At 64.4% G+C, this 19,003-nt stretch carries 16 protein-coding genes; 8 read left to right on the top strand and 8 right to left on the bottom strand.

Going from position 1 to position 19,003, the window contains the following annotated elements:
- Positions 1–6: 6 nt before the first annotated feature.
- The 3 genes from K408_RS0108790 to K408_RS0108775 all read right to left on the bottom strand — a co-directional run bounded on the left by K408_RS0108790 (position 7) and on the right by K408_RS0108775 (position 3,862).
- Complete coding sequence (locus tag K408_RS0108790; protein WP_024338231.1) at positions 7–2,079, bottom strand: TRAP transporter permease; 2,073 nt, start codon at positions 2,077–2,079, stop codon at positions 7–9.
- 228 nt (positions 2,080–2,307) lie between these two features.
- A complete protein-coding gene (locus K408_RS0108780; RefSeq protein ID WP_024338230.1) occupies positions 2,308–3,474 on the bottom strand; it encodes a TAXI family TRAP transporter solute-binding subunit in 1,167 nt (388 codons plus the stop codon).
- Positions 3,475–3,640: 166 nt separating this feature from the next.
- Positions 3,641–3,862, bottom strand: a complete 222-nt coding sequence (locus tag K408_RS0108775) for an acyl-CoA carboxylase biotin carboxyl carrier protein subunit (protein WP_024338229.1) — start codon at positions 3,860–3,862, stop codon at positions 3,641–3,643.
- A gap of 94 nt (positions 3,863–3,956) precedes the next feature.
- Between K408_RS0108775 and K408_RS0108770 the strand changes: the two genes are divergently transcribed.
- The 4 genes from K408_RS0108770 (at position 3,957) to K408_RS42685 (ending at position 8,924) form a co-directional block, all read left to right on the top strand.
- Positions 3,957–4,931, top strand: coding sequence for an IclR family transcriptional regulator (locus K408_RS0108770; protein ID WP_028145838.1), 975 nt, complete (start codon positions 3,957–3,959; stop codon positions 4,929–4,931).
- Positions 4,861–6,420, top strand: a complete 1,560-nt coding sequence (locus K408_RS0108765; RefSeq protein WP_024338227.1) for an acyl-CoA carboxylase subunit beta — start codon at positions 4,861–4,863, stop codon at positions 6,418–6,420. Before K408_RS0108770 ends, K408_RS0108765 begins: the two co-directional genes overlap by 71 nt.
- A gap of 110 nt (positions 6,421–6,530) precedes the next feature.
- Complete coding sequence (locus K408_RS0108755) at positions 6,531–8,228, top strand: GMC family oxidoreductase (RefSeq protein WP_024338226.1); 1,698 nt, start codon at positions 6,531–6,533, stop codon at positions 8,226–8,228.
- A 159-nt stretch (positions 8,229–8,387) separates the two neighbouring features.
- Positions 8,388–8,924 (top strand): hypothetical protein, encoded by a 537-nt coding sequence (locus K408_RS42685; protein ID WP_028145837.1) that lies wholly within the window; start codon positions 8,388–8,390, stop codon positions 8,922–8,924.
- Positions 8,925–8,948: 24 nt separating this feature from the next.
- On the opposite strand, the gene K408_RS0108745 is transcribed toward K408_RS42685, so the two are convergent.
- Positions 8,949–10,424, bottom strand: a complete 1,476-nt coding sequence (locus K408_RS0108745; protein ID WP_024338225.1) for an FAD-binding oxidoreductase — start codon at positions 10,422–10,424, stop codon at positions 8,949–8,951.
- A 371-nt stretch (positions 10,425–10,795) separates the two neighbouring features.
- On the opposite strand from K408_RS0108745, the gene K408_RS0108740 reads away from it, so the two are divergent.
- Positions 10,796–11,290 carry a hypothetical protein gene (locus K408_RS0108740; protein WP_024338224.1) on the top strand — a complete coding sequence of 165 codons (495 nt, stop codon included), beginning with the start codon at positions 10,796–10,798 and terminating at the stop codon, positions 11,288–11,290.
- Positions 11,291–11,431: 141 nt separating this feature from the next.
- Here K408_RS0108740 and K408_RS0108735 read toward each other — a convergent pair whose 3' ends face one another.
- From K408_RS0108735 to K408_RS0108725, 3 genes are all read right to left on the bottom strand, one after another.
- Complete coding sequence (locus K408_RS0108735) at positions 11,432–12,721, bottom strand: MFS transporter (protein WP_024338223.1); 1,290 nt, start codon at positions 12,719–12,721, stop codon at positions 11,432–11,434.
- 112 nt (positions 12,722–12,833) lie between these two features.
- Positions 12,834–14,030: an acetyl-CoA C-acyltransferase gene (locus K408_RS0108730; RefSeq protein ID WP_024338222.1), complete on the bottom strand. Its 1,197-nt coding sequence runs from the start codon at positions 14,028–14,030 to the stop codon at positions 12,834–12,836.
- Positions 14,031–14,289: 259 nt separating this feature from the next.
- Entirely contained in the window at positions 14,290–15,060 is a 771-nt protein-coding gene (locus tag K408_RS0108725) for an enoyl-CoA hydratase (RefSeq protein ID WP_024338221.1), read from the bottom strand.
- 155 nt (positions 15,061–15,215) lie between these two features.
- Between K408_RS0108725 and K408_RS0108720 the strand changes: the two genes are divergently transcribed.
- Complete coding sequence (locus K408_RS0108720; protein WP_024338220.1) at positions 15,216–15,743, top strand: PaaI family thioesterase; 528 nt, start codon at positions 15,216–15,218, stop codon at positions 15,741–15,743.
- 69 nt (positions 15,744–15,812) lie between these two features.
- Entirely contained in the window at positions 15,813–16,430 is a 618-nt protein-coding gene (locus tag K408_RS0108715) for a TetR/AcrR family transcriptional regulator (RefSeq protein ID WP_024338219.1), read from the top strand.
- A gap of 61 nt (positions 16,431–16,491) precedes the next feature.
- On the opposite strand, the gene K408_RS0108710 is transcribed toward K408_RS0108715, so the two are convergent.
- Entirely contained in the window at positions 16,492–17,400 is a 909-nt protein-coding gene (locus tag K408_RS0108710; RefSeq protein ID WP_024338218.1) for a LysR family transcriptional regulator, read from the bottom strand.
- Positions 17,401–17,502: 102 nt separating this feature from the next.
- On the opposite strand from K408_RS0108710, the gene K408_RS0108705 reads away from it, so the two are divergent.
- The gene (locus tag K408_RS0108705) at positions 17,503–18,999 is read left to right on the top strand and encodes a CoA-acylating methylmalonate-semialdehyde dehydrogenase (RefSeq protein ID WP_024338217.1); all 1,497 of its coding nucleotides are present in this window, start codon (positions 17,503–17,505) and stop codon (positions 18,997–18,999) included.
- Positions 19,000–19,003 lie beyond the last annotated feature (4 nt).

The following is a 19,003-nucleotide window of genomic DNA, read 5'->3' as shown; positions in this document are numbered from 1 at the left end:
ACGCAATCAGGGTGCGCGCAACCCGTCCGGCACCTCGGGCTGGCGTCGGACCAGAAGAAGCGCGATCAAGATCGTCGGCAGCAGGATCCCGAGGCCGAGCAGCGTCACCTGCATCTGCGACAGCGGCATGATTCCGCCGCCGGGGGTCGCGACCACGAAGCCGCCGATCACCAGCAGCACGCGGATCGGCCATTCCAGCGCCCCTGCGGCGCGCAAATTGCCGACGAAGGGCTGGTAGCCCTGGATGCCACCGCAGATGAACAGCGTGCCGAAGGCGGCAAGGCCCATCAGGCCAAGAGCTGCGAGATATGGGTTCGGCCCTTGCAGCACCAGGGCCGGATTCAAGACGAAGAAGAACGGCAGGAAATAGATGATGCTGCCGACCCACATCGACTCCCAGCCGGTCTTCATCGCCGGCGAACCGGCGATGCCTGCGGCTGCGAAAGAAGCGATCGCGACCGGCGGCGTGATGGAAGACAGCATGCCCCAGTAGAAGATGAACATGTGCACCGCCATGCGGTTGAGCCCGAGCTTCTCCAGCGCCGGCGCGACCAGGATGGCGAGGAAGATGTAGCAGGCCGTCGTTGTCAGCCCGAGGCCGAGGATGAGGCTGGTCAGTGCGCACATCGCCAGCAGCAGGAAGGCGTTGTCGCCGGCAATATGCAGCAGGTCGTTGGCAAGGCTCGAGACCACGCCGGTCATCGAGAATGCGCCGATGAGGAGGCCGCAGCCGGCGAGGATACCAGCGAGCTCCACGAAGGTGCGCCCGTTCACCTCCAGGAATCTGCCGATCGTGGCAAATGTCCAGCGCGTGTCCTTGGAAAAGAACTGGTTGAGAACAAGCAGCAACGCGGTCGCATAGAATGGCGCGTGGCTCTCGCGCTTGAAGTAGAGCAGCATGACGATCAGGAGCGCGATGACGAAGACGTAGTACCAGCCGTCCTTGATCGTATCCATGATCCGCGGCAGCTCGGAGCGCGGAATGCCCTTCAGATTGTGGCGTGCGGCATAGGCATCGACCTGCATGAACAGGCCGATGTAGTACAGCACGGCCGGAATGACGGCGGCGAGCGCGACTTCGGCGTAACTGACATTGAGAAACTGCGCGATCACGAAGGCGGTGGCGCCCATCACCGGTGGTGCCAGCACCGCGCCGGTCGAGGCGCAGGCTTCGATCGCGGCGGCATAGGAGGCGCGGAAGCCGCTCTTCTTCATCACGGGGATGGTCATCGTGCCGGCGGTGAGCACGTTGGAGATGATCGAGCCCGACATCATGCCGAGCAGGCCGCTGGCAAAGATACAGACTTTCGCCGCGCCGCCGCGGAACGTGCCGCACAGCGCGAACGAGAGATTGATGAAGAATTTGCCGGCTCCCGTCATCATCAGCGCGGTGCCGAACACAAGGAAGCCGATCACGGTATCGGCGAAGGCCTGGATGGGGATGCCAAGCAGGCTTTCGCCGGACAGCACGTGATAGGCGGTCGCCTGCTCCAGCGTCGACTGCGTGCCGCGGAACGGTCCGAGCCAGCCGGCCTCGGCGAACAAGGGATAGACCGTGAAGGGAAAGACGCTCAGCAGCAGGCTCCAGCCCCCGGTGCGGCGCAGCGCCTCCATCAGCATCGCCCACATCACGAGGCCGGCGGCGATTACGCTGGTCGGCGCGCCGCCGAATTCCCAGCCGGCCTCCGCGGCCTTGCGCACATTGGTCATCAGCATGAGCGCCGCCGCGAAGGTCGCGACGAACAGGACGAGGTCATACCAGGGAATGCGATCGAGCGGCGCTCGTTCGGCCCCTGGGAAGATCAGGAACGTGAACGGCAGCATCAACGCGATCAGGAGGTAGAAATACTCCGTGTTGAGCTGGGTGTATCCGATGAAGAAGCGCAGCGAGAACTGCTGGTTGATGCACAGCAGGATGGTCGCCGCTGTCGCGCCGACCAGCGCCCATCGCCAGAGGCCGCGAAGCGTGCGGACGCGCGTGACCTCTGCCTCCTGCATGTTGCCGGCGGCACCGTGCGGATCGTCGAAGACGACCCGCTTGGCCTCGTCTTGCGGGGCGGTGGAGATTGAAACAGACATGATCGACCCCGCACGTGGGCTGATTGATATATTTTGGTGGCCGGCCGTTGGTTGAATCGATCGATCCGCGGGCTCCTCAACCTCTCCCGCTCGCGGGAGAGGTCGCGCCGAAGGCGCGCGTGAGGGCCGTCTCCTCTAGGAGGGTGTCCCATTGCGGAAACACCCTCTCCCGCAAGCGGGAGAGGGGGCGCGCCTCGCGCGCGGCGACGAGCGAGCTCATGTGCCGCTCTACTCCTCGAACCCATTCGGCATGCCGGCCTTGGCAAGCGCGGCGGCGCGCGCCTTCATCCAACCATCGAGGAAGGGCTTGTCGTCCGACGGCGGACTGGATTTGCCGTAATCGGCCCACGCGGCGGCGAGCACCTCCTGGCGCTTGATCAGCTTGTTGTTGTGCGCTTCCTGCGTATCGCTCCATTGCCCGGCTTCCTTCAGCGCCTTCACTGCGCCGGGATGCACCGGCACCACCCAGTTCTTGGTTTGCCGGTCGGCCGCGAGCCCGCCGGCGCCGGGTGCGGAGTCCTTGTAGGCGTCGTAGTTCACGATCATTGCCTTCGTCATCGCATAGACCTGATCGGCCGGTTGCGAGGCGTAGGCGACGAAGATCGGGTAGGGATAGTTGCCGAGCTCGACCGGCTTCTCCGGCGAGATGCCGGCGCCGCAGGTCGCAAGCTGCGGGAAGAAGAACGAGCCGACCTTCTGCATCCGCGCCCAGCCTTCCTTGTCCTTGGCGGGCAGCGGCGGCCAGATCAGGCCGCGCGGCGAGGTCTCGGCTTCCTTGGCGGGGCCGGTGATGGTGGTGCCGAAGGCGGCGTCGACGTCATTGTTGATAAGGCCCTTCCACATCGCGCCGTAGCTGGCGAACTCGACCACCTTGACGTCCTTCTGCGTCAGCCCGGCGAAGGCGAGCACCGCGAGCGAATTCTGGTTCAGCGCAGGCGAGCCGACCACGAAGCCGACCCGCTTGCCCTTGAGATCTTTCAGCTCCTTCACGCCGGTGTCGGCGGCCACGCCGAGCGATCCGCAATTGCAGTCGACGCTCGAGAGCAGGATCTGAAGCGGCTGCGGGCCCCATTCCTTGGAGCCGAACTCGAACACGCCTTCCTGCGCGAAATAGGTGCCTGATCCCATCGCGGCCGATGCCGCGCGCTTGGCGCGCAACGGCGCGAGGCGGGCAACGTCGTTGCCCGCGGGAAGTACGCGCACGTCGGTGCCGTACTTGTCCTTCATCATCTTGCCTACGCCGACCGCGATGTTGAAGCCGGCCGTACCGGTGTCATAGGCCGTGAAGGTCAGTGTCGCCGGCAGCTTGATGTCCTCGGCGAACGAACAGCGTGTAGACGCAAAAGAAATGCCTGCCACCACGGCAGGTGCGAGCATGAACAATCCACGAAGCATGTTTCCCTCCATCGTCTTCGCTTAAGCGCGAAGATTTTCTTTCTTTGTTTGAAACAACGTTTTGTTTGCAACAGATCATGTCACCGCGATCAAGCGATGGCAACGCCGTACCGCGAATACAGCAATGCGGCTGACAGATTGTCGCGGAAAACGCCGGATAATGCCGTCACCGCGTGACGATCGCGATCGCTTGTCCTTCGGCAACGACGTCGTCGAGCTTCACCAGAAGAGATGTGATGGTCCCGCTCGCGGGCGAGGGCACCGGAATTTCCATCTTCATCGCTTCGACAATTACAACGTCATCGCCATCTGCAACGGTTCCTCCAACTTGCACGGGAGTTGCGCAGACGCGTCCCGCTACTTCTGTGACGATCTTAATTTCTGGCATGCCATCGCCTTTTTGTTGTCGTCGCAAAATGCCTGAGGTAGCGTCGTCTGCAAGTGGAATTTAATTCCGCAGAGCGGAACAATTGGTAGGGAACATGGGACGACGATCGGAGCGGTTGAGTAGGCAAGGCGTGCTCGCTGGCGACGCGGGCGAGGGAGATGTCATCCAAGTGGTGTCGCGCGCGTTCGACGTGTTGCGATGCTTCGAGGGCCACGATAGCAGGCTCGGCAATCTAGAGATCTCAAACCGCTGCGGTCTGCCGCGTTCGACGGTATCGCGGCTCACGCACACGCTGACCCGCATGGGCCAGCTGGTCTATTTGCCGCGCGATCAAAAATATCGCATCGGCCCGAGCGCCGTGGCGATGAGCGCCTCGATGATGAAAGGCGCGCAGCTGCGCAGCATGATTCGCCAGCGGCTTCAGGAAGTGGCCGAGCAATTGCCTGGCACCGTCGGCTTCGTCGTCCCCGATCGCTTCCATCTCGTCTATCTCCAGTTCGCGCGCTCGCCCTCCGCACTCGGCTTGCACGAGGGCACCGGCAGCCGCATCGCGATGGCCTCGACCGCAGCAGGCGCGGCCTACACGGCGGCATTGTCGCCGGAAGTCGGCGATGCCTTCATCGCCGAGATGGAGCGCGAAGCGCCCGAGGCTGCAAAGATTCTCAGGCCTCGCATCGAGGCCAACCGGCAGTCGTTGCGCGAGCGCGGCTATGTCGTTGCCTGCGGCCTCTGGAGCCCGCACATCAACGGCCTCGCGGTGCCGATCTGGTCGCCGCAATACCAGACCTTCGTCGTCATCACGATCGGCCTCTTGGCTGCCATGTATGACGAGCAGCGTCTGCATGCCGAAGTCGCCCCGCTGATGCTGGAGCTTGGCCGTTCGCTCGGCAGCCTGATGGAAGGCGCAGAAGGCGACGCCTTCAACAACCGCATCTCGCGCAAACCGGTCGCCATGGCCGTGCACAACAATAACAAGCCGATCAACTCGGAGGGAATGAATGAACTGGAAGCCGGAACTCGACGAGCTCGCCCGGCGCGAAGCCTTCGCGCGGGAGATGGGCGGCGTTGACAAGGTCAAGCGACAGCATGACCAGGGCCGGCTGACTGTTCGGGAACGTATCGACAAGCTGATCGACAAAGGCAGCTTTCACGAGATCGGTGCTGTTTCCGGCATCGGTGAGTACGATTCCAGCGGCGAGCTGCAGAAGCTGACGCCGGCGAACTGCGTGTTCGGTCGCGCCCGCGTCGACGGCCGCACCGTGGTCGTGGTCGGCGACGATTTCACGGTGCGCGGTGGCTCGGCCGATGCGTCGATCTCGGCAAAGCCGTTGATGGCGGAGGAGATGGCGCACGATTTTCGTCTGCCCATCGTCCGCATCATCGAGGGCTCCGGCGGCGGCGGCTCGGTCAAGACCATCGAGACCAAGGGCGCGGCGAACCTGCCGGGCGGGATCGGCGGCACGCGCTGGTATCGCTTCACGACGGAAAATCTGTCGCGCGTGCCGGTGGTCGCACTCGGCCTCGGCTCGGTAGCGGGCCTGGGTGCGGCGCGTCTTGCCGCCAGCCACTATTCCATCATAACCCGGAAGTCCGCGATGTTCGTCGCAGGGCCGCCGGTGGTGAAGGCGCTAGGGCAGGATCTTACCAAGGAAGAGCTCGGCGGCGCCGATATCCAGACCCGCGCCGGCGCGGTCGATCATGCCGTCGACACCGAGGAGGAAGCCTTCGCCTGTGCGCGACGATTCCTTTCTTATCTGCCATCATCGGTCTACGAGCTGCCGCCCACCTTGCCCTGCACCGATAATCCGGAGCGGGGCGACGAAGCGCTGATGAACGCGGTGCCGCGTAACCGCAAGCAGGTCTACAAGGTGCGACCTATCATCGAGTCGGTCGTCGACAAGGGCTCGTTCTTCGAGGTCGCCAAGAATTTTGGCAAGCCCATTATCGTCGGCCTCGCGCGGCTCGAGGGCAGGGCGGTCATGGTGCTTGCCAGCGACAGCTTCCACTATGGCGGCTCCTGGACCGCGGATGCCTGCCAGAAGGTGGTGCGCTGGGTCGACTTCGCCGAGACCTTCCATCTCCCCATCGTCTATCTCATGGATTGCCCCGGCTTCATGATCGGCCTCGATGCCGAGAAGGCGGCCACCATCCGCCATGGGGTCCGCGCCATGGCTGCGGTCAACCAGACCACGGTGCCCTGGTGCACCGTCATCCTGCGCAACGCCTTCGGCGTTGCCGGCGTGGTGCATCAGCCGGCTGACCGCTTCTCGATTCGCTACGCCTGGCCCTCGGCCTATTGGGGCTCGCTGCCGCTGGAGGGCGGCATCGAGGCGGCCTACCGCGCCGACATCGACGCGGCGGAAGACAAGGCGGCGAAACTCAAGGAGATCGAGGACCGGCTCAACAAGCTGCGCTCGCCATTCCGCTCCGCCGAAAAGTTCTGGGTCGAGGAGATCATCGATCCCAGGAAGACGCGGTCGCTGCTGTGCGAGTTTGCGCGGCTGGCGGAGCCGCTGCGCAAGGCCGGGCCGCCGGAGAACTTCTCGATCAGGCCGTGATGTTCAGCAATCATCGCGGCTGCGACAATCTTGTCATGGCCGCGATGGGCGTGACCTCAAAACAAGAACGCGCTACGTTCCCCGGATAAGAGCAAGAGGAAACGTCAATCGTGTACGACTTCATCATCGTGGGGGGCGGCTCCGCGGGGTCCGTGCTGGCGCACCGGCTCTCGGCAAGGAGCGCCAACAAGGTTCTGCTGTGCGAAGCCGGGCAGGACACGCCGCCCGGCAACGAGCCGGCCGAGATCAGGGACAGCTATCCCGGCACCGCCTATTTCGATCCGCGCTTCCATTGGACTGAACTGAAGGTCACCACGCAGGTCATCAGCCACAACAATCCGAACGAAGCGCGTCCTCCCTTGCGCAAATACGAGCAGGCCAGGGTGCTCGGCGGCGGCTCCTCGATCAACGGTCAGATGGCCAATCGCGGCGCACCGACCGACTACGACGAATGGCAAGCGCGGGGCGCCGAAGGCTGGAGCTGGAATGACGTGCTGCCCTTCTTCAAGAAGGTCGAGCGCGACCTCGATTTCGACGGACCGTATCACGGCAAGGACGGCCGAATCCCGGTGCGCCGCATTCCGCGGGCGCACTGGACGCAGCATTCGGAGGCGTTCGCGCAAGCCTTCCAGCAGGCCGGCCACCAGTTCGTGCCCGACCAGAACGGCGAGTTCGTGGACGGCTTTTTCCCGGTGACGCATTCGAACCAAGCCGAGCAGCGCGTCTCGGCCGCGATGGGCTACCTCGATCGCGACACCCGCAAGCGCACCAACCTCACGATCTCCACCAACACGCAGGTCAGAGAGCTGCTGTTCGAGGGCACGCGCTGCGTCGGTGTGAAGGCGTTGGTGGACGGGCGCGAGCAGGAATTCCGCGGACGCGAGATCATTCTTTCCAGCGGCGCCATCCATTCGCCGGCGCATCTGCTCCGCGCCGGTATCGGCCCGGTTGGTCACCTCAAGGATATGGGCATTCCCGTCTTGATGGGGCTGCCTGGCGTCGGCCAGCGCCTGATGGATCATCCCTCCATCTCGCTGTCGTCCTTTGTCCGACGCGGCGCGCGCATGAACGAGCACACCAGGCGCCACATGCAGCTCGGGCTGCGCTATTCCTCCGGGCTGCCGGGCGTCCCGAAGGGCGACATGTTCGTCGTCGTGCTGAGCAAATCGGCCTGGCACGCCGTAGGCGCGCAAATCGGCTCGCTGCTGACCTTCGTCAACAAGACCTATTCCGAGACCGGACAGGTCAAGCTGGCCTCGCGCGATCCCTCGGCGGAACCGATCGTCGAGTTCAACCTGTTGTCCGACCGGCGCGACCTCGATCGCCTTATGAGCGGCTTTCGCAAGATGGCGGCCGTGCAGATGAGCGAAGTGGTCAGGAAGGTGACGGACAAGCCATTCCCGGCCTCCTACACCGACCGCGTCCGCAAGATCGGCGTGGTCAACACGACGAACAAGATTCTGACCACGATCGCCGCCGCGTTGATGGACGGGCCGGCCGCACTGCGCCACTACATGATCGACAATTTCGTGGTCGAGGGGTTCACCTTTGACCAGGTCATGAGCGACGACGAGGCGCTGGAAGCCTTCGTGCGCAAGGCGACGATCGGCGTCTGGCACGCCTCGTGCTCGTGCCGCATGGGACGTGCCGACGATCCGATGGCGGTGGTCGATACCGAGGGCCGCGTGAAGGGCATCCAGGGCCTGCGCGTCGTCGACGCCTCGATCTTCCCGGTGGTACCGTGCGCTAACACCAATTTTCCGGTGCTGATGTCGGCGGAGAAGATCGCCGCCGCGATCATGCAGTAGGAGGGGACAATCTCGCGCTGTCGGCCGGACGCTTTGAACATGATCTAGGTTAACGGCGTAGGTAGAAGCAGTTTTTTGGCCGCGCTTTGGGCCCATTTCGGCCAAATCAGTATTGGTTTCTCCCGACCGGGGCAGGATCTCCCAACTCAGAGACCTGCAATGATCAAACGAGTTTTTTCTGCGTGCATCCTCTTTATCGCTACCTGCGCCGTCTCCGAAGCGCGGCCCTACCGCATTCTTCAAGCCCCTGAGTGCAACGTCACCATGCCCTGCGATTTCTCGTACTCGCAAACGCGCCGCGAGCGGGCTCCCAGGCGCACGTTGCGGGCCTATCGCTCAACGCAAATGACGGTGACCGACGCGGGGAATACTCCCACGTCAACGATTGTCTCGAACGATCGGGTTGTTGGCGGGCGTCCCGCCGGGTGCCCGTCGTCTTTCTGCGGCTGCGGCGCCTCCCTGCGCGTATTTGGTCGCATCATCCCGGAATTGAATCTCGCGTCGAACTGGCTGCGCTTTCCGCGGACGTCGCCGGCGCCGGGAATGGTTGCGGCCCGCCGCGGCCATGTTTTCGTTCTGGAGCAGCACCTCGGCGGCGATATGTGGATGGCATATGATGCCAATTCCGGCGGTCGCGCGACCCGACTGCATGCGCGCTCCCTGCGAGGTTACACAATCGTCAACCCGCGCGCCTGATCCGGGACAGGGTGCCCGGCGTCATCACAGCCGGAGCACCTTGCCGGGATTCATGATGTTTTGCGGATCGAGCGCGCGCTTGATGGCGCGCATGATGTCGAGCTCGGTTTTCGGTCGGTAGCGGCTGAGCTCGTCGAGCTTGTCGATGCCGATGCCGTGCTCCGCCGAGATCGATCCGCCCAGGGAAGTGACGAGATCGTTCACGGCCCGGGTGATGGCGCCCTTGTACTGGTTCAGCGTCTTCTGATCCATGCCGCCAGGCCCCATGAACGAAAAATGCAGATTGCCGTCGCCGATGTGTCCGAGCGGATAGGGCCTGATGGTCGGGAGAATGTCGAGCACGGCTCTGGTACCCTTGTCGATGAACTCCGGTATCCGGGAGATTGCCACCGAAATGTCGTAGCTGAGCCCAGGTCCTTCCGCCCGCGACGCCTCGGCGACACCTTCGCGGATGCGCCACATGTTGCGCGACTGCCCGACCGTATGCGCGATCGCGGCATCGAGCACGCGGCCGGCCCCGAGCTGATCGGCGAGAAACTGCTCCAGCTTCTCGGACATGCCCTCCATCCCATCGCGTCGCGCCCGCGCGGACGACCATTCCAGCAGAAGGTACCATGGCGTCTCCGCCTTGAGCGGATCCTGGGTGCCGGGGATATGGCGCAGCACCATGTCGACGGCGCTGCGGCTCATCAGCTCGCAGGAGCCGACATTGTCTTCGGACGCCGCATGCGCCTCGGACAGGATCTCCAGTGCCGCGCGGGGATCGCGAATCGCCAGCCATGAGGTGCAGACGTCCTTCGGCGCCGGCCATAGCTTGAGCACGGCCTTGGTGATGATGCCCAGCGTGCCCTCGGCTCCCATGAACAAGTGCTTGAGGTCGTAGCCGGTGTTGTCCTTTTTGAGCGCGCGCAGTCCGTCCCAGACCTCGCCGTTGGGCAACACGACCTCGAGCCCCAGCACGAGATTGCGGGCATTTCCATACCGCAATACTTGGACGCCGCCGGCATTGGTCGAAAGGTTGCCGCCGATCATGCAGGAGCCCTGGGCGCCGAGGCTGAGCGGCAGGAATCTGTCGTGTTCGGCCGCTGTTTCCTGAAGCGTCTGCAGCACGCAACCGGCCTCGACCGTCATCGAATAGCCGACGGGATCGACGTCCAGCACGCGGTTCATCCGTCCCAGCGACAAGACGATGCCGGTATGCGCAGGCCAGGGCGTCGCCCCGCCCATCAGACCGGTATTGCCGCCCTGCGGCACGATCGCGATGCCATGCTCATGACAGAGTCGCACGACTTTCGAGACTTCCTCGGTGCTGCCCGGACGAACGACGGCGCCGGCACCACCAACCAACAATCCTCGCCAATCGGTCACGAAAGGCTGTTTGCCATGCTCGTCCTCGATCAGACCCTTCTCGCCGACGATCGCGCGCAACGCATCGCGCATCTCGGATGTCAAAGGAGTGGTCGGGATGATGGGATCGGAGGACAGGAAGGCGGCCGGCATTTCATTTCCCCTGGCGCATCTTGGTGTGCACTGCGCACGTGACGTGCGGAGGCTATTGTCCACGTTTGGGGCGGGGAGTCTAACGGGAATGTGGGCCGAACCTGTGGACCCACACGGGTGCGTCATCAACGCCTCGGCCGGGCAGGACCGGTGCCGCAGCAACGACGGAATCCGACGCGCCGTCGTCGAGGCCGGATCCGTGTGTCTCTTCTTCGCGTGTGTCGCCGCCCTCGGACGCCCGGCCTGCGACCTTTTCCGATCCGGCAATGTTCAGGCAATCTCTGCAACATTTCTGAACATCGTCGCCAACATCCCGTGGCTGTTCGAGCGTAGAACGCGCCCAGACTTTGTTGCGGATCGGGATCGGAAGAATGCTATTGAAGTTTTCGGCGGCGCACATGGGCGTTGGCGCGGCCTGTCTCGTGCTCGTCGGCATCAGCCCGTTGCGCGCAGAGCCGGTGTTCGACGGTTTGGCCGGTGCTTGGTCGGGCGTCGGCACGATGAAGCCGTCCGATGGGCCGCGTGAGAAGGTCCGCTGCAAAGTGGCGTACGACGTCACCAGGCCGGGACGGTCCCTGACCCTCAATCTGCGCTGCGCAAGCGATGCGTACAAGATGGTCCTGTCCGCAAACATCGAGCAGAGCGGAACGGAGCTTTCCGGCAACTGGTTCGAGAGCGAATACCGACAAGGCGGCAAGGTCTACGGCACGAACAAGGACGGCCTGATCGAGGCACGAATTGAGGGAAACACGGTGGCCGCGCTGGTGACGATCCAGACCAAGAGCAATCGTCAATCCTTCCTGATGGAGGCGCCGGGGTCCTGGATGTCGGAGGTCGCGATCGAATTGAACAAGGATTCGAAGTGACGCCGATCCTCGTGCCGTAGCAATCGTGCATGCACAGCAATCGCCCTGGCGCCTCGGCGCAAACTTGGCCGGCTGCGTCGCACCTGCGTCAGGCCGCATCGTCGGCCCACCGGCTCGAGCGGATCCTGATCGCATCGCGCTTTAGGCCATCACGGGCTGCGGTTTGGGCTGCCGCGCCAGCGCCAGCACGATCAGCGCGGCGAACACGCACAGCGCGCCGGCTATGAAGAAGGCAGGCAGGTAGCTCTCATAGACCGTCCGCGAGAAGCCGGCGCCAAACGCTGCGGTGCCCGCGCCGAGCTGATGCCCGGCAAAGATCCAGCCGAACACCAGATTGGCGCGCTCGGGTCCGAACTTCTGCGCGGTGAGGCGCACGGTCGGCGGCACCGTGGCGATCCAGTCGAGGCCGTAGAACATTGCGAAGACGGACAGGCCGTAGAACGAGAAGTCGCTGAACGGCAGGAAGATCAGCGAGAGCCCGCGCAGGCCGTAGTACCAGAACAGCAGCCAGCGATTGTCGTAGCGATCCGACAGCCAGCCGGACAGGATGGTGCCAATGAAGTCGAAGATGCCCATCGCGGCGAGCAGGCTGGCGGCTTGCACCTGCGGGATGCCGAAATCGAGGCACATCGGGATCAGGTGCACCTGGACGAGGCCATTGGTCGAGGCGCCGCATACGAAGAAGGTGGCGAACAGGATCCAGAACGCCGTCGATCTCGATGCATCGCGCAGCGTGCCCAGCGCAACGCCCGTGATCGAGCCGTGGCTCACCGGCGGCGCGGGCAGGGGTTCTGTGCCCTCGTCGCCGAACGGCCGCAGGCCGACATCGCTGGGACGGTCACACATCGCGAGCAGCACCGCCAGTGCGGAGACGCCGAGCATGACGCAGACGAGGCCGAGCGCGAGCCGCCAGCCGTAGCGCTCGGTGAGGCTTGCGAGCAGCGGCAGGAACACGAGCTGCCCAGTGGCGACGCTCGCGGTCATGATGCCGACCACGAGGCCGCGTCTTGCCGCGAACCAGCGCGTGGCAATCGTCGCGCCGAGCACCAGCGCGGTCATGCCGGTGCCGATGCCGATCACCACGCCCCAGAGGGCGATGAGCTGCCAGACTTCCGTCATGCCGAGAGAGAGCACGAGCGCGCAAACCACAATCAGCTGCGCGATGAGCGTGATGTTGCGCAGACCGTAGCGATTGAGCAGGGCGGCCGCGAACGGCGCCATCAGGCCGAACAGGATGAAGCGGATCGACAGCGCCGAGGAGATTTCCGCCGTGCTCCAGCCGAACTCCTTTTGAAGCGGGACGATGAACACACCGGGCGCGCCGACCGTGCCGGCGCTGATCAGTGCCGCGAGGAAGGTCACGCCGACCATCACCCAGCCATAATGGATGTTGCGGCGGGACAGTTCTGCCGCGAGCCAGTTCGAGATCATTGGGCCTCAATGTGGGTTGGCGAGCCCGGTGGGACCCGCGTCATCGTTGCAGTCTGGCATGAGGGAGGGGAAGTCTAAAATGACAGACTTCCCTCAATTTCGGCCATAGATACTAGCGCGCCAGCCGCTCCACAGCGATGGCGGTTGCCTCGCCGCCGCCGATGCAGAGCGCCGCGATGCCGCGCCTGAGGTTCTGCGCCTCGAGCGCATGCAGCAGCGTCACGATCAGCCGCGCGCCGGTGGCGCCGATGGGATGGCCGAGCGCGCAGGCTCCGCCGTTGATGTTGAGCTTGTCGCGGGGGATCCCGAGATCACGCTGCGCCGCCATCGCCACCACGGCAAACGCCTCGTTGATCTCGAACAGGTCGACGTCGGAGGCAGTCCAGCCCACCTTGTCGAGCAGCTTGCGGATCGCCGGGATTGGCGCGGTGGTGAACCATTGCGGCTCCTGGCTGTGGGTGGCGTGACCCTTGATTTCAGCGAGAGCTGGCAGACCGCTGCGATCGGCGAGCGAACGCTTGGTCAGCACCAGCGCCGCGGCGCCGTCGGCGTTGGCGGAGGAGGCGGCCGGCGTGATGGTTCCGTTGGCACGGAACGCCGGTTTCAACCCGGGAATTTTCGCGGGATCGACCTTCAGCGGATGCTCGTCATTGGCGATCACGCGCGGGCCGGCCTTTTCGGCCAGCGTGATGGGTGCAATCTCCGCCTTGAACGCGCCGCCTTCCACTGCTTTGCGGGCGCGTCCGAGCGTTTCCATCGCGTATGCGTCCTGGTCCTTGCGTGTGAACTGGTAGGCTTCCGCGGTCGCTTCGCCGAAATCGCCCATGGAGCGGCCGGTCTCATAGGCGTCCTCCAGCCCGTCCATCATCATGTGGTCGATGATGCGGTCGTGGCCGACACGATAGCCGCCGCGCGCCTTGGCGAGCAGATACGGCGCGTTGCTCATGCTCTCCATGCCGCCGGAGACGACGATCTCGGCCGAGCCGGCGCGGATGATGTCGTGGGCCAGCATCGTCGCCTTCATGCCAGAGCCGCAGACCTTGTTGACCGTGGTCGCGCCAGTGGAGTCGGGCAGACCGGCGGCGCGTGCCGCTTGCCGCGCGGGCGCCTGGCCCTGTCCGGCCGGCAGCACGCACCCCATGAAGACCTCGTCGACCTTCTCTGGCGCAAGCCTGGCACGCTCCAGCGCCGCGCCGATCACATGCGATCCGAGCTTGTGCGCGGGCAGCGGCGACAATTCGCCCATGAAGCGGCCAAGCGGCGTACGGGCGGCGGAGACGATGACGACGGGATCGGCGGCTTCGGCCATGACGGGACTCCCTGCGATGACGTTTAAGATTATGATCATCATATGATGCGGCGCAAGAAAAGCAACCGCGGCAGAGATGAGAAAATGTCGTGGTTCGGATGAGATTTGGTCGATCAGTCCTCGCCGTCATTGTCCGCCTGGTGCGCAATTGCGCAGGGGCGGGCAATCCGGTATTTCCCGAGGCGGCGCGGCTGGATCCGAGAAACCGCGGCGCCTGGATGCCTCGCTTCCGCGGGGCATGACAGCGTCGGTGCAGCGCCTATCGCTTCCGGTTCACGAAAGCGCCCATCAGCCGCGTCGGCTCGTCCGTCAGGAAAGACTCGCCGAACACCTTCACGCTGAGATTCACCGATTCGGTCAGCGGCAATTCCTCCCATCGCCGCAGCAGAGCCTTCTGCGATCGCAGTGCCTCGGGACCGCATTCGAGCAGCGCCTTGACGGTGCGCTCGATCTCCGCATCCAGTTCTCCTGGCGCGGCGACCTTGTCGACCAGGCCCCAGGCCAGCGCCGTGGACGCATCGATGTTCTCCGCCGTCATCACCAGCCAGCGCGCCCGGGCCCAGCCGATCAGGCGCGGCAGGAGCGCCGCGTGGATCACCGAGGGGATGCCGACGCGCACCTCCGGCATGCCGAAATGCGCATCGTGCGCGGCGATGCGGAAGTCGCAGGCCGCCGCCACTTCGAGCCCGCCGCCGAGGCACCAGCCGGGCATGCGTGCGATCACCGGGGCAGGAAACTGACGAACGGCCTCGCAGAGATCGCGCAGGCGGCTGATGAAGGCTTCGGCCGACTTCTGGTCGAGCTTGGCCATCTCCTTGATGTCGGCACCGCCGATCATGCTTTTCTCGCTCTGGCCGCGCAGCACCACGACACGGATGCTGCGGTCGGACGCGAGCTGCTGCAGGCCTTCGCGCACCGCCTCGGTCACCGGCGAACCCAGAATGTTGAGCGGACCGGCGTTGCAGATCGTGACATGGACGATGCCGCGCTCATCGCGCGTCACGCCGCAGTGGTTGTTGAGCATTTCCATCGTGGCATCTCGAAGCTTTCGTGGGCGGGGCGAGGCGCACTGCCGGGGCCCACTTCCGGGCCGAAACGTACCGCTTGTCAAGCTGGCTGACGGGTTGAGTTTGCCAGCGCGAAGTCCGTGATATAGTATGATGTATATCATCTAATGGGGTGGCCATGACCGACATCGATCAGTTCAAGCTTTTCTCACCGGCGCAGCGACGCGAGCGGGTGGTGGACTGGCAGGTGCCTGCGCCGGTCGCACGAGCCGCCATGACGCTTTCGGGCATGGACGCCATGCGCGCCATTCGCGACGGCCGGCTGCCGCCGCCGCCTTTCGCAAAGCTGATCGGGTTCACTATGGCCGCGGTCGAGCCGGGCCGCATCGTCATGGAACTGGAGCCGCGCGAGGATCTCGAAAATACCATCGGCCTTCTGCACGGGGCGACGGCGGCGGCGCTGCTCGATACCGCGATGGGATGCGCGATCTCGACCCGTCTGGAGGCGGGGCAGAGCTCGGTGACGCTCGACCTGAAGATGACCTTCCTGCGTCCGCTGTCGGTTCGCTCAGGCCTGATCTCGGCCGAGGGGAGGGTCATCAAGCTGGGGCGTCAGACCAGCTACACCGAAGGCTTCGTCCGCGACGGCAAGGAGGCCCTTGCGGTCCATGCAACTGCAACCTTTTCGATGATCGGTGCAGCTTAACGTGAATTAATGCACCCGTTTCGGCGTTCGCGTGTTATGAGATGACCTTCGACATTCAATGAGACCCGCATGCGCTATTCCCCGGAACACAAGCAGGAAACCCACGACCGTATCGTGAGGAAGGCCTCGGTGCGGCTGCGCGAAAAGGGAGCCCATGGCATCGGGGTCGCCGATCTCATGAAGGAGGCGGGCCTCACCCATGGCGGCTTCTACGCGCATTTCGACTCGCGCGAAGCGCTGGTGATCGAGGCCTTCGGCTATGCCATGGACCGCTCGATGGAGCATTGGCGCAAGATCACCGGCGAGGTGTCGCCGGAGAAGCGGCTGGCGCTGATCGCAGAGGCCTATCTCTCGGCGTTGCACCGCGATAATCCCGGCCATGGCTGCTCGATTCCCGCGCTTGGCGCCGAGATCGCCCGGGAGAGCCCGAAAACGCGAAAGGCCTTTGCCGGCAAGCTCGAGGAGATGATCGAGCGGCTGGCCGACTGTGTCCCGAACCAGCCACGCAAGGCTGCTCGCAAGCAGGCCATCGCGACGCTGGCGACAATGGCCGGCACCATGCTGCTGGCGCGCATCGCCGGATCGGGCGAATTGTCCGATGAGGTGCTGAAGGCGGGCCGCGACAGCGTGCTCGAGGGAGCCAAGCGCGAGCCGAAGGTCGGGGCGGCGAAGAAGGCGAAGACTTAGGCGAGATGAGGTGGGTAGAGGCGCGCATGCGCCGTGCCCTCCATCCCTCACGAGCGCGGCGCTACCGCCCCGAAAACAACGCCCGCTCCCGCTCCACGATCTCGCCGATGTAATCGGCCACCGCCCGGATTCGCGCCAGATCCTTGCTGTCGGCGTGCATCAGCATCCAGAACGTCCGGGTGATCGAAATTTCCTCCGGCAGCACCGGAACGAGCTGCGGATAGTCGCTCGCCATGAATTGCGGCAGCACGGCGATGCCGAACCCGGAGAGGGTGGCATTGAGCTGAGCGATCAGGTTGGCGCTGCGGAAGCGTGCGGAAATGCGCGGCGACACCTGGGGAAGATAATCGAGCTCCGGGGTGAACAAGAGCTCCTCGATGTAGCCGACGAAGCGGTGCTGCGTCAGGTCCTGCCGCGATGTGATCTCAGGGAAGCGATCGAGATAGCCAGGCGCGGCATAGAGCCCGAGACGATAGTCGAGCAGCTTGCGCCCGACGATGCGGCCTTCCTTCGGCATGGTCAGGCTGATCGCGATGTCGGCCTCGCGCTTGGAGAGACTGAACAGTCGCGCAGTAGCTACAAGTTGTAGATCGAGGTCGGGATAACGGTCGGCGAAGGGGGCGAGCCGCGGCGCCAGGAACGCGGTGCCGAACCCGTCGGGCGCACCGATCCGCACCGTGCCGGTCAGCCGCGCCACCGAGCCGCCGACCTGTTCCTGGTTGGCGACGATGGTCGATTCCATCGCTTCCGCACTGTCTGCGACACGCTGGCCGGCTTCGGTGAGGAGATACCCGGTCTTGCGCCGGTCAAACAGTTTTGCAGAAAGGTGCTTTTCCAACCGATCGACGCGGCGAATCACGGTGGCGTGGTCGACGCCCAGCTGTTTTGCCGCAGCCGAGACCGAGCCGCCCCGCACGATGGCCAGCACGAAGCGAAAGTCGTCCCAGTCGATAGCGCCTTGATCCGGCATTTTCGCACATCTATGGTGCATTATCTCAGACTTGAATCCTATAAAATGCAGGTCAATAGGATTTGTCAAAGCGACCACGCTCGGCCTGAAGGAGATCATTCCATGCGTTCAATCGGACATTTCATCGGCGGCAAGGAGGTCAAGGGCACCTCGGGCCGCACGGCCGACGTTTTCGAGCCGATGACCGGTGACGTGCAGGCGAAGGTCGCGCTGGCGTCCAAGGCCGAGGTTCGCGCCGCCGTCGAAAACGCGCGCGCGGCACAGCCGGAATGGGCCGCGACCAATCCGCAGCGCCGCGCCCGCGTGATGATGAAATTCCTGGAGCTGATCCAGCGCGATTACGACAAGCTCGCGGAGTTGCTCGCGCGTGAGCACGGCAAGACCGTGCCTGATGCCAAGGGCGACATCCAGCGCGGCCTCGAAGTCGTCGAATTCGCCTGCGGCATCCCGCACCTGATGAAGGGCGAGTACACCGAAGGGGCCGGCCCCGGCATCGACATCTATTCGATGCGCCAGCCGCTCGGCGTCGTCGCCGGAATCACGCCGTTCAACTTCCCGGCGATGATCCCGATGTGGAAGTTCGCGCCCGCGATCGCCTGCGGCAACGCCTTCATCCTCAAGCCGTCGGAGCGCGATCCCGGCGTGCCGATGAAGCTCGCAGAGCTGATGATCGAGGCGGGCCTGCCGGCCGGCATCCTCAACGTCGTCAACGGCGACAAGGAAGCGGTCGACGCCATCCTCGACGATCCCGATATCAAGGCCATTGGCTTCGTCGGCTCGACGCCCATCGCGCAGTACATCTATGAGCGCGCGGCGCAGACCGGGAAGCGCTGCCAGTGCTTCGGCGGCGCCAAGAACCACGCCATCGTCATGCCCGACGCCGACATGGACCAGGCTGTCGACGCGCTGATCGGCGCCGGCTACGGCTCGGCCGGAGAACGCTGCATGGCCGTCTCGGTCGCGGTGCCCGTCGGCAAGTCCACCGCCGACCGCCTCATGGAGAAGCTGATCCCGCGCGTCGAGTCGTTGAAGATCGGCACCTCGATCGACCCGTCGGCCGATTACGGTCCGCTGGTGACGCGCGAGGCGGTCGAGAAGGTCAAGAGCTACATTGACATCGGCATCAAGGAAGGCGCGACGCTGGCCGTCGACGGCCGCGGCTTCAAGATGCAGGGCTATGAGAACGGCTTCTATCTCGGAGGCTCGCTGTTCGACAACGTCACCAAGGACATGCGGATCTACAAGGAAGAGATTTTCGGTCCCGTGCTCTCGGTCGTGCGCGCGCATGACTACAAGGAGGCGCTGGCGCTGCCCTCCGAGCATCACTACGGCAACGGCGTTGCGATCTTCACCCGCGACGGCGACGCCGCGCGCGACTTCGCCGCCAAGGTCAACGTCGGCATGGTCGGCATCAACGTGCCGATCCCGGTGCCGATCGCCTATTACACCTTCGGCGGCTGGAAGAAGTCGGGCTTCGGCGACCTCAACCAGCACGGTCCGGACTCGATCCGCTTCTACACCAAGACCAAGACGGTGACCTCGCGCTGGCCGTCCGGCGTCAAGGAGGGCGCGGAGTTCTCGATCCCGCTGATGAAGTAAGGCT

Source organism: Bradyrhizobium sp. in8p8 (assembly GCF_000426845.1).
GTDB lineage: Bacteria > Pseudomonadota > Alphaproteobacteria > Rhizobiales > Xanthobacteraceae > Bradyrhizobium > Bradyrhizobium japonicum_C.
Note: the sequence above shows the minus strand (reverse complement) of the source record. Positions and strands in the feature narration are given on the sequence as shown.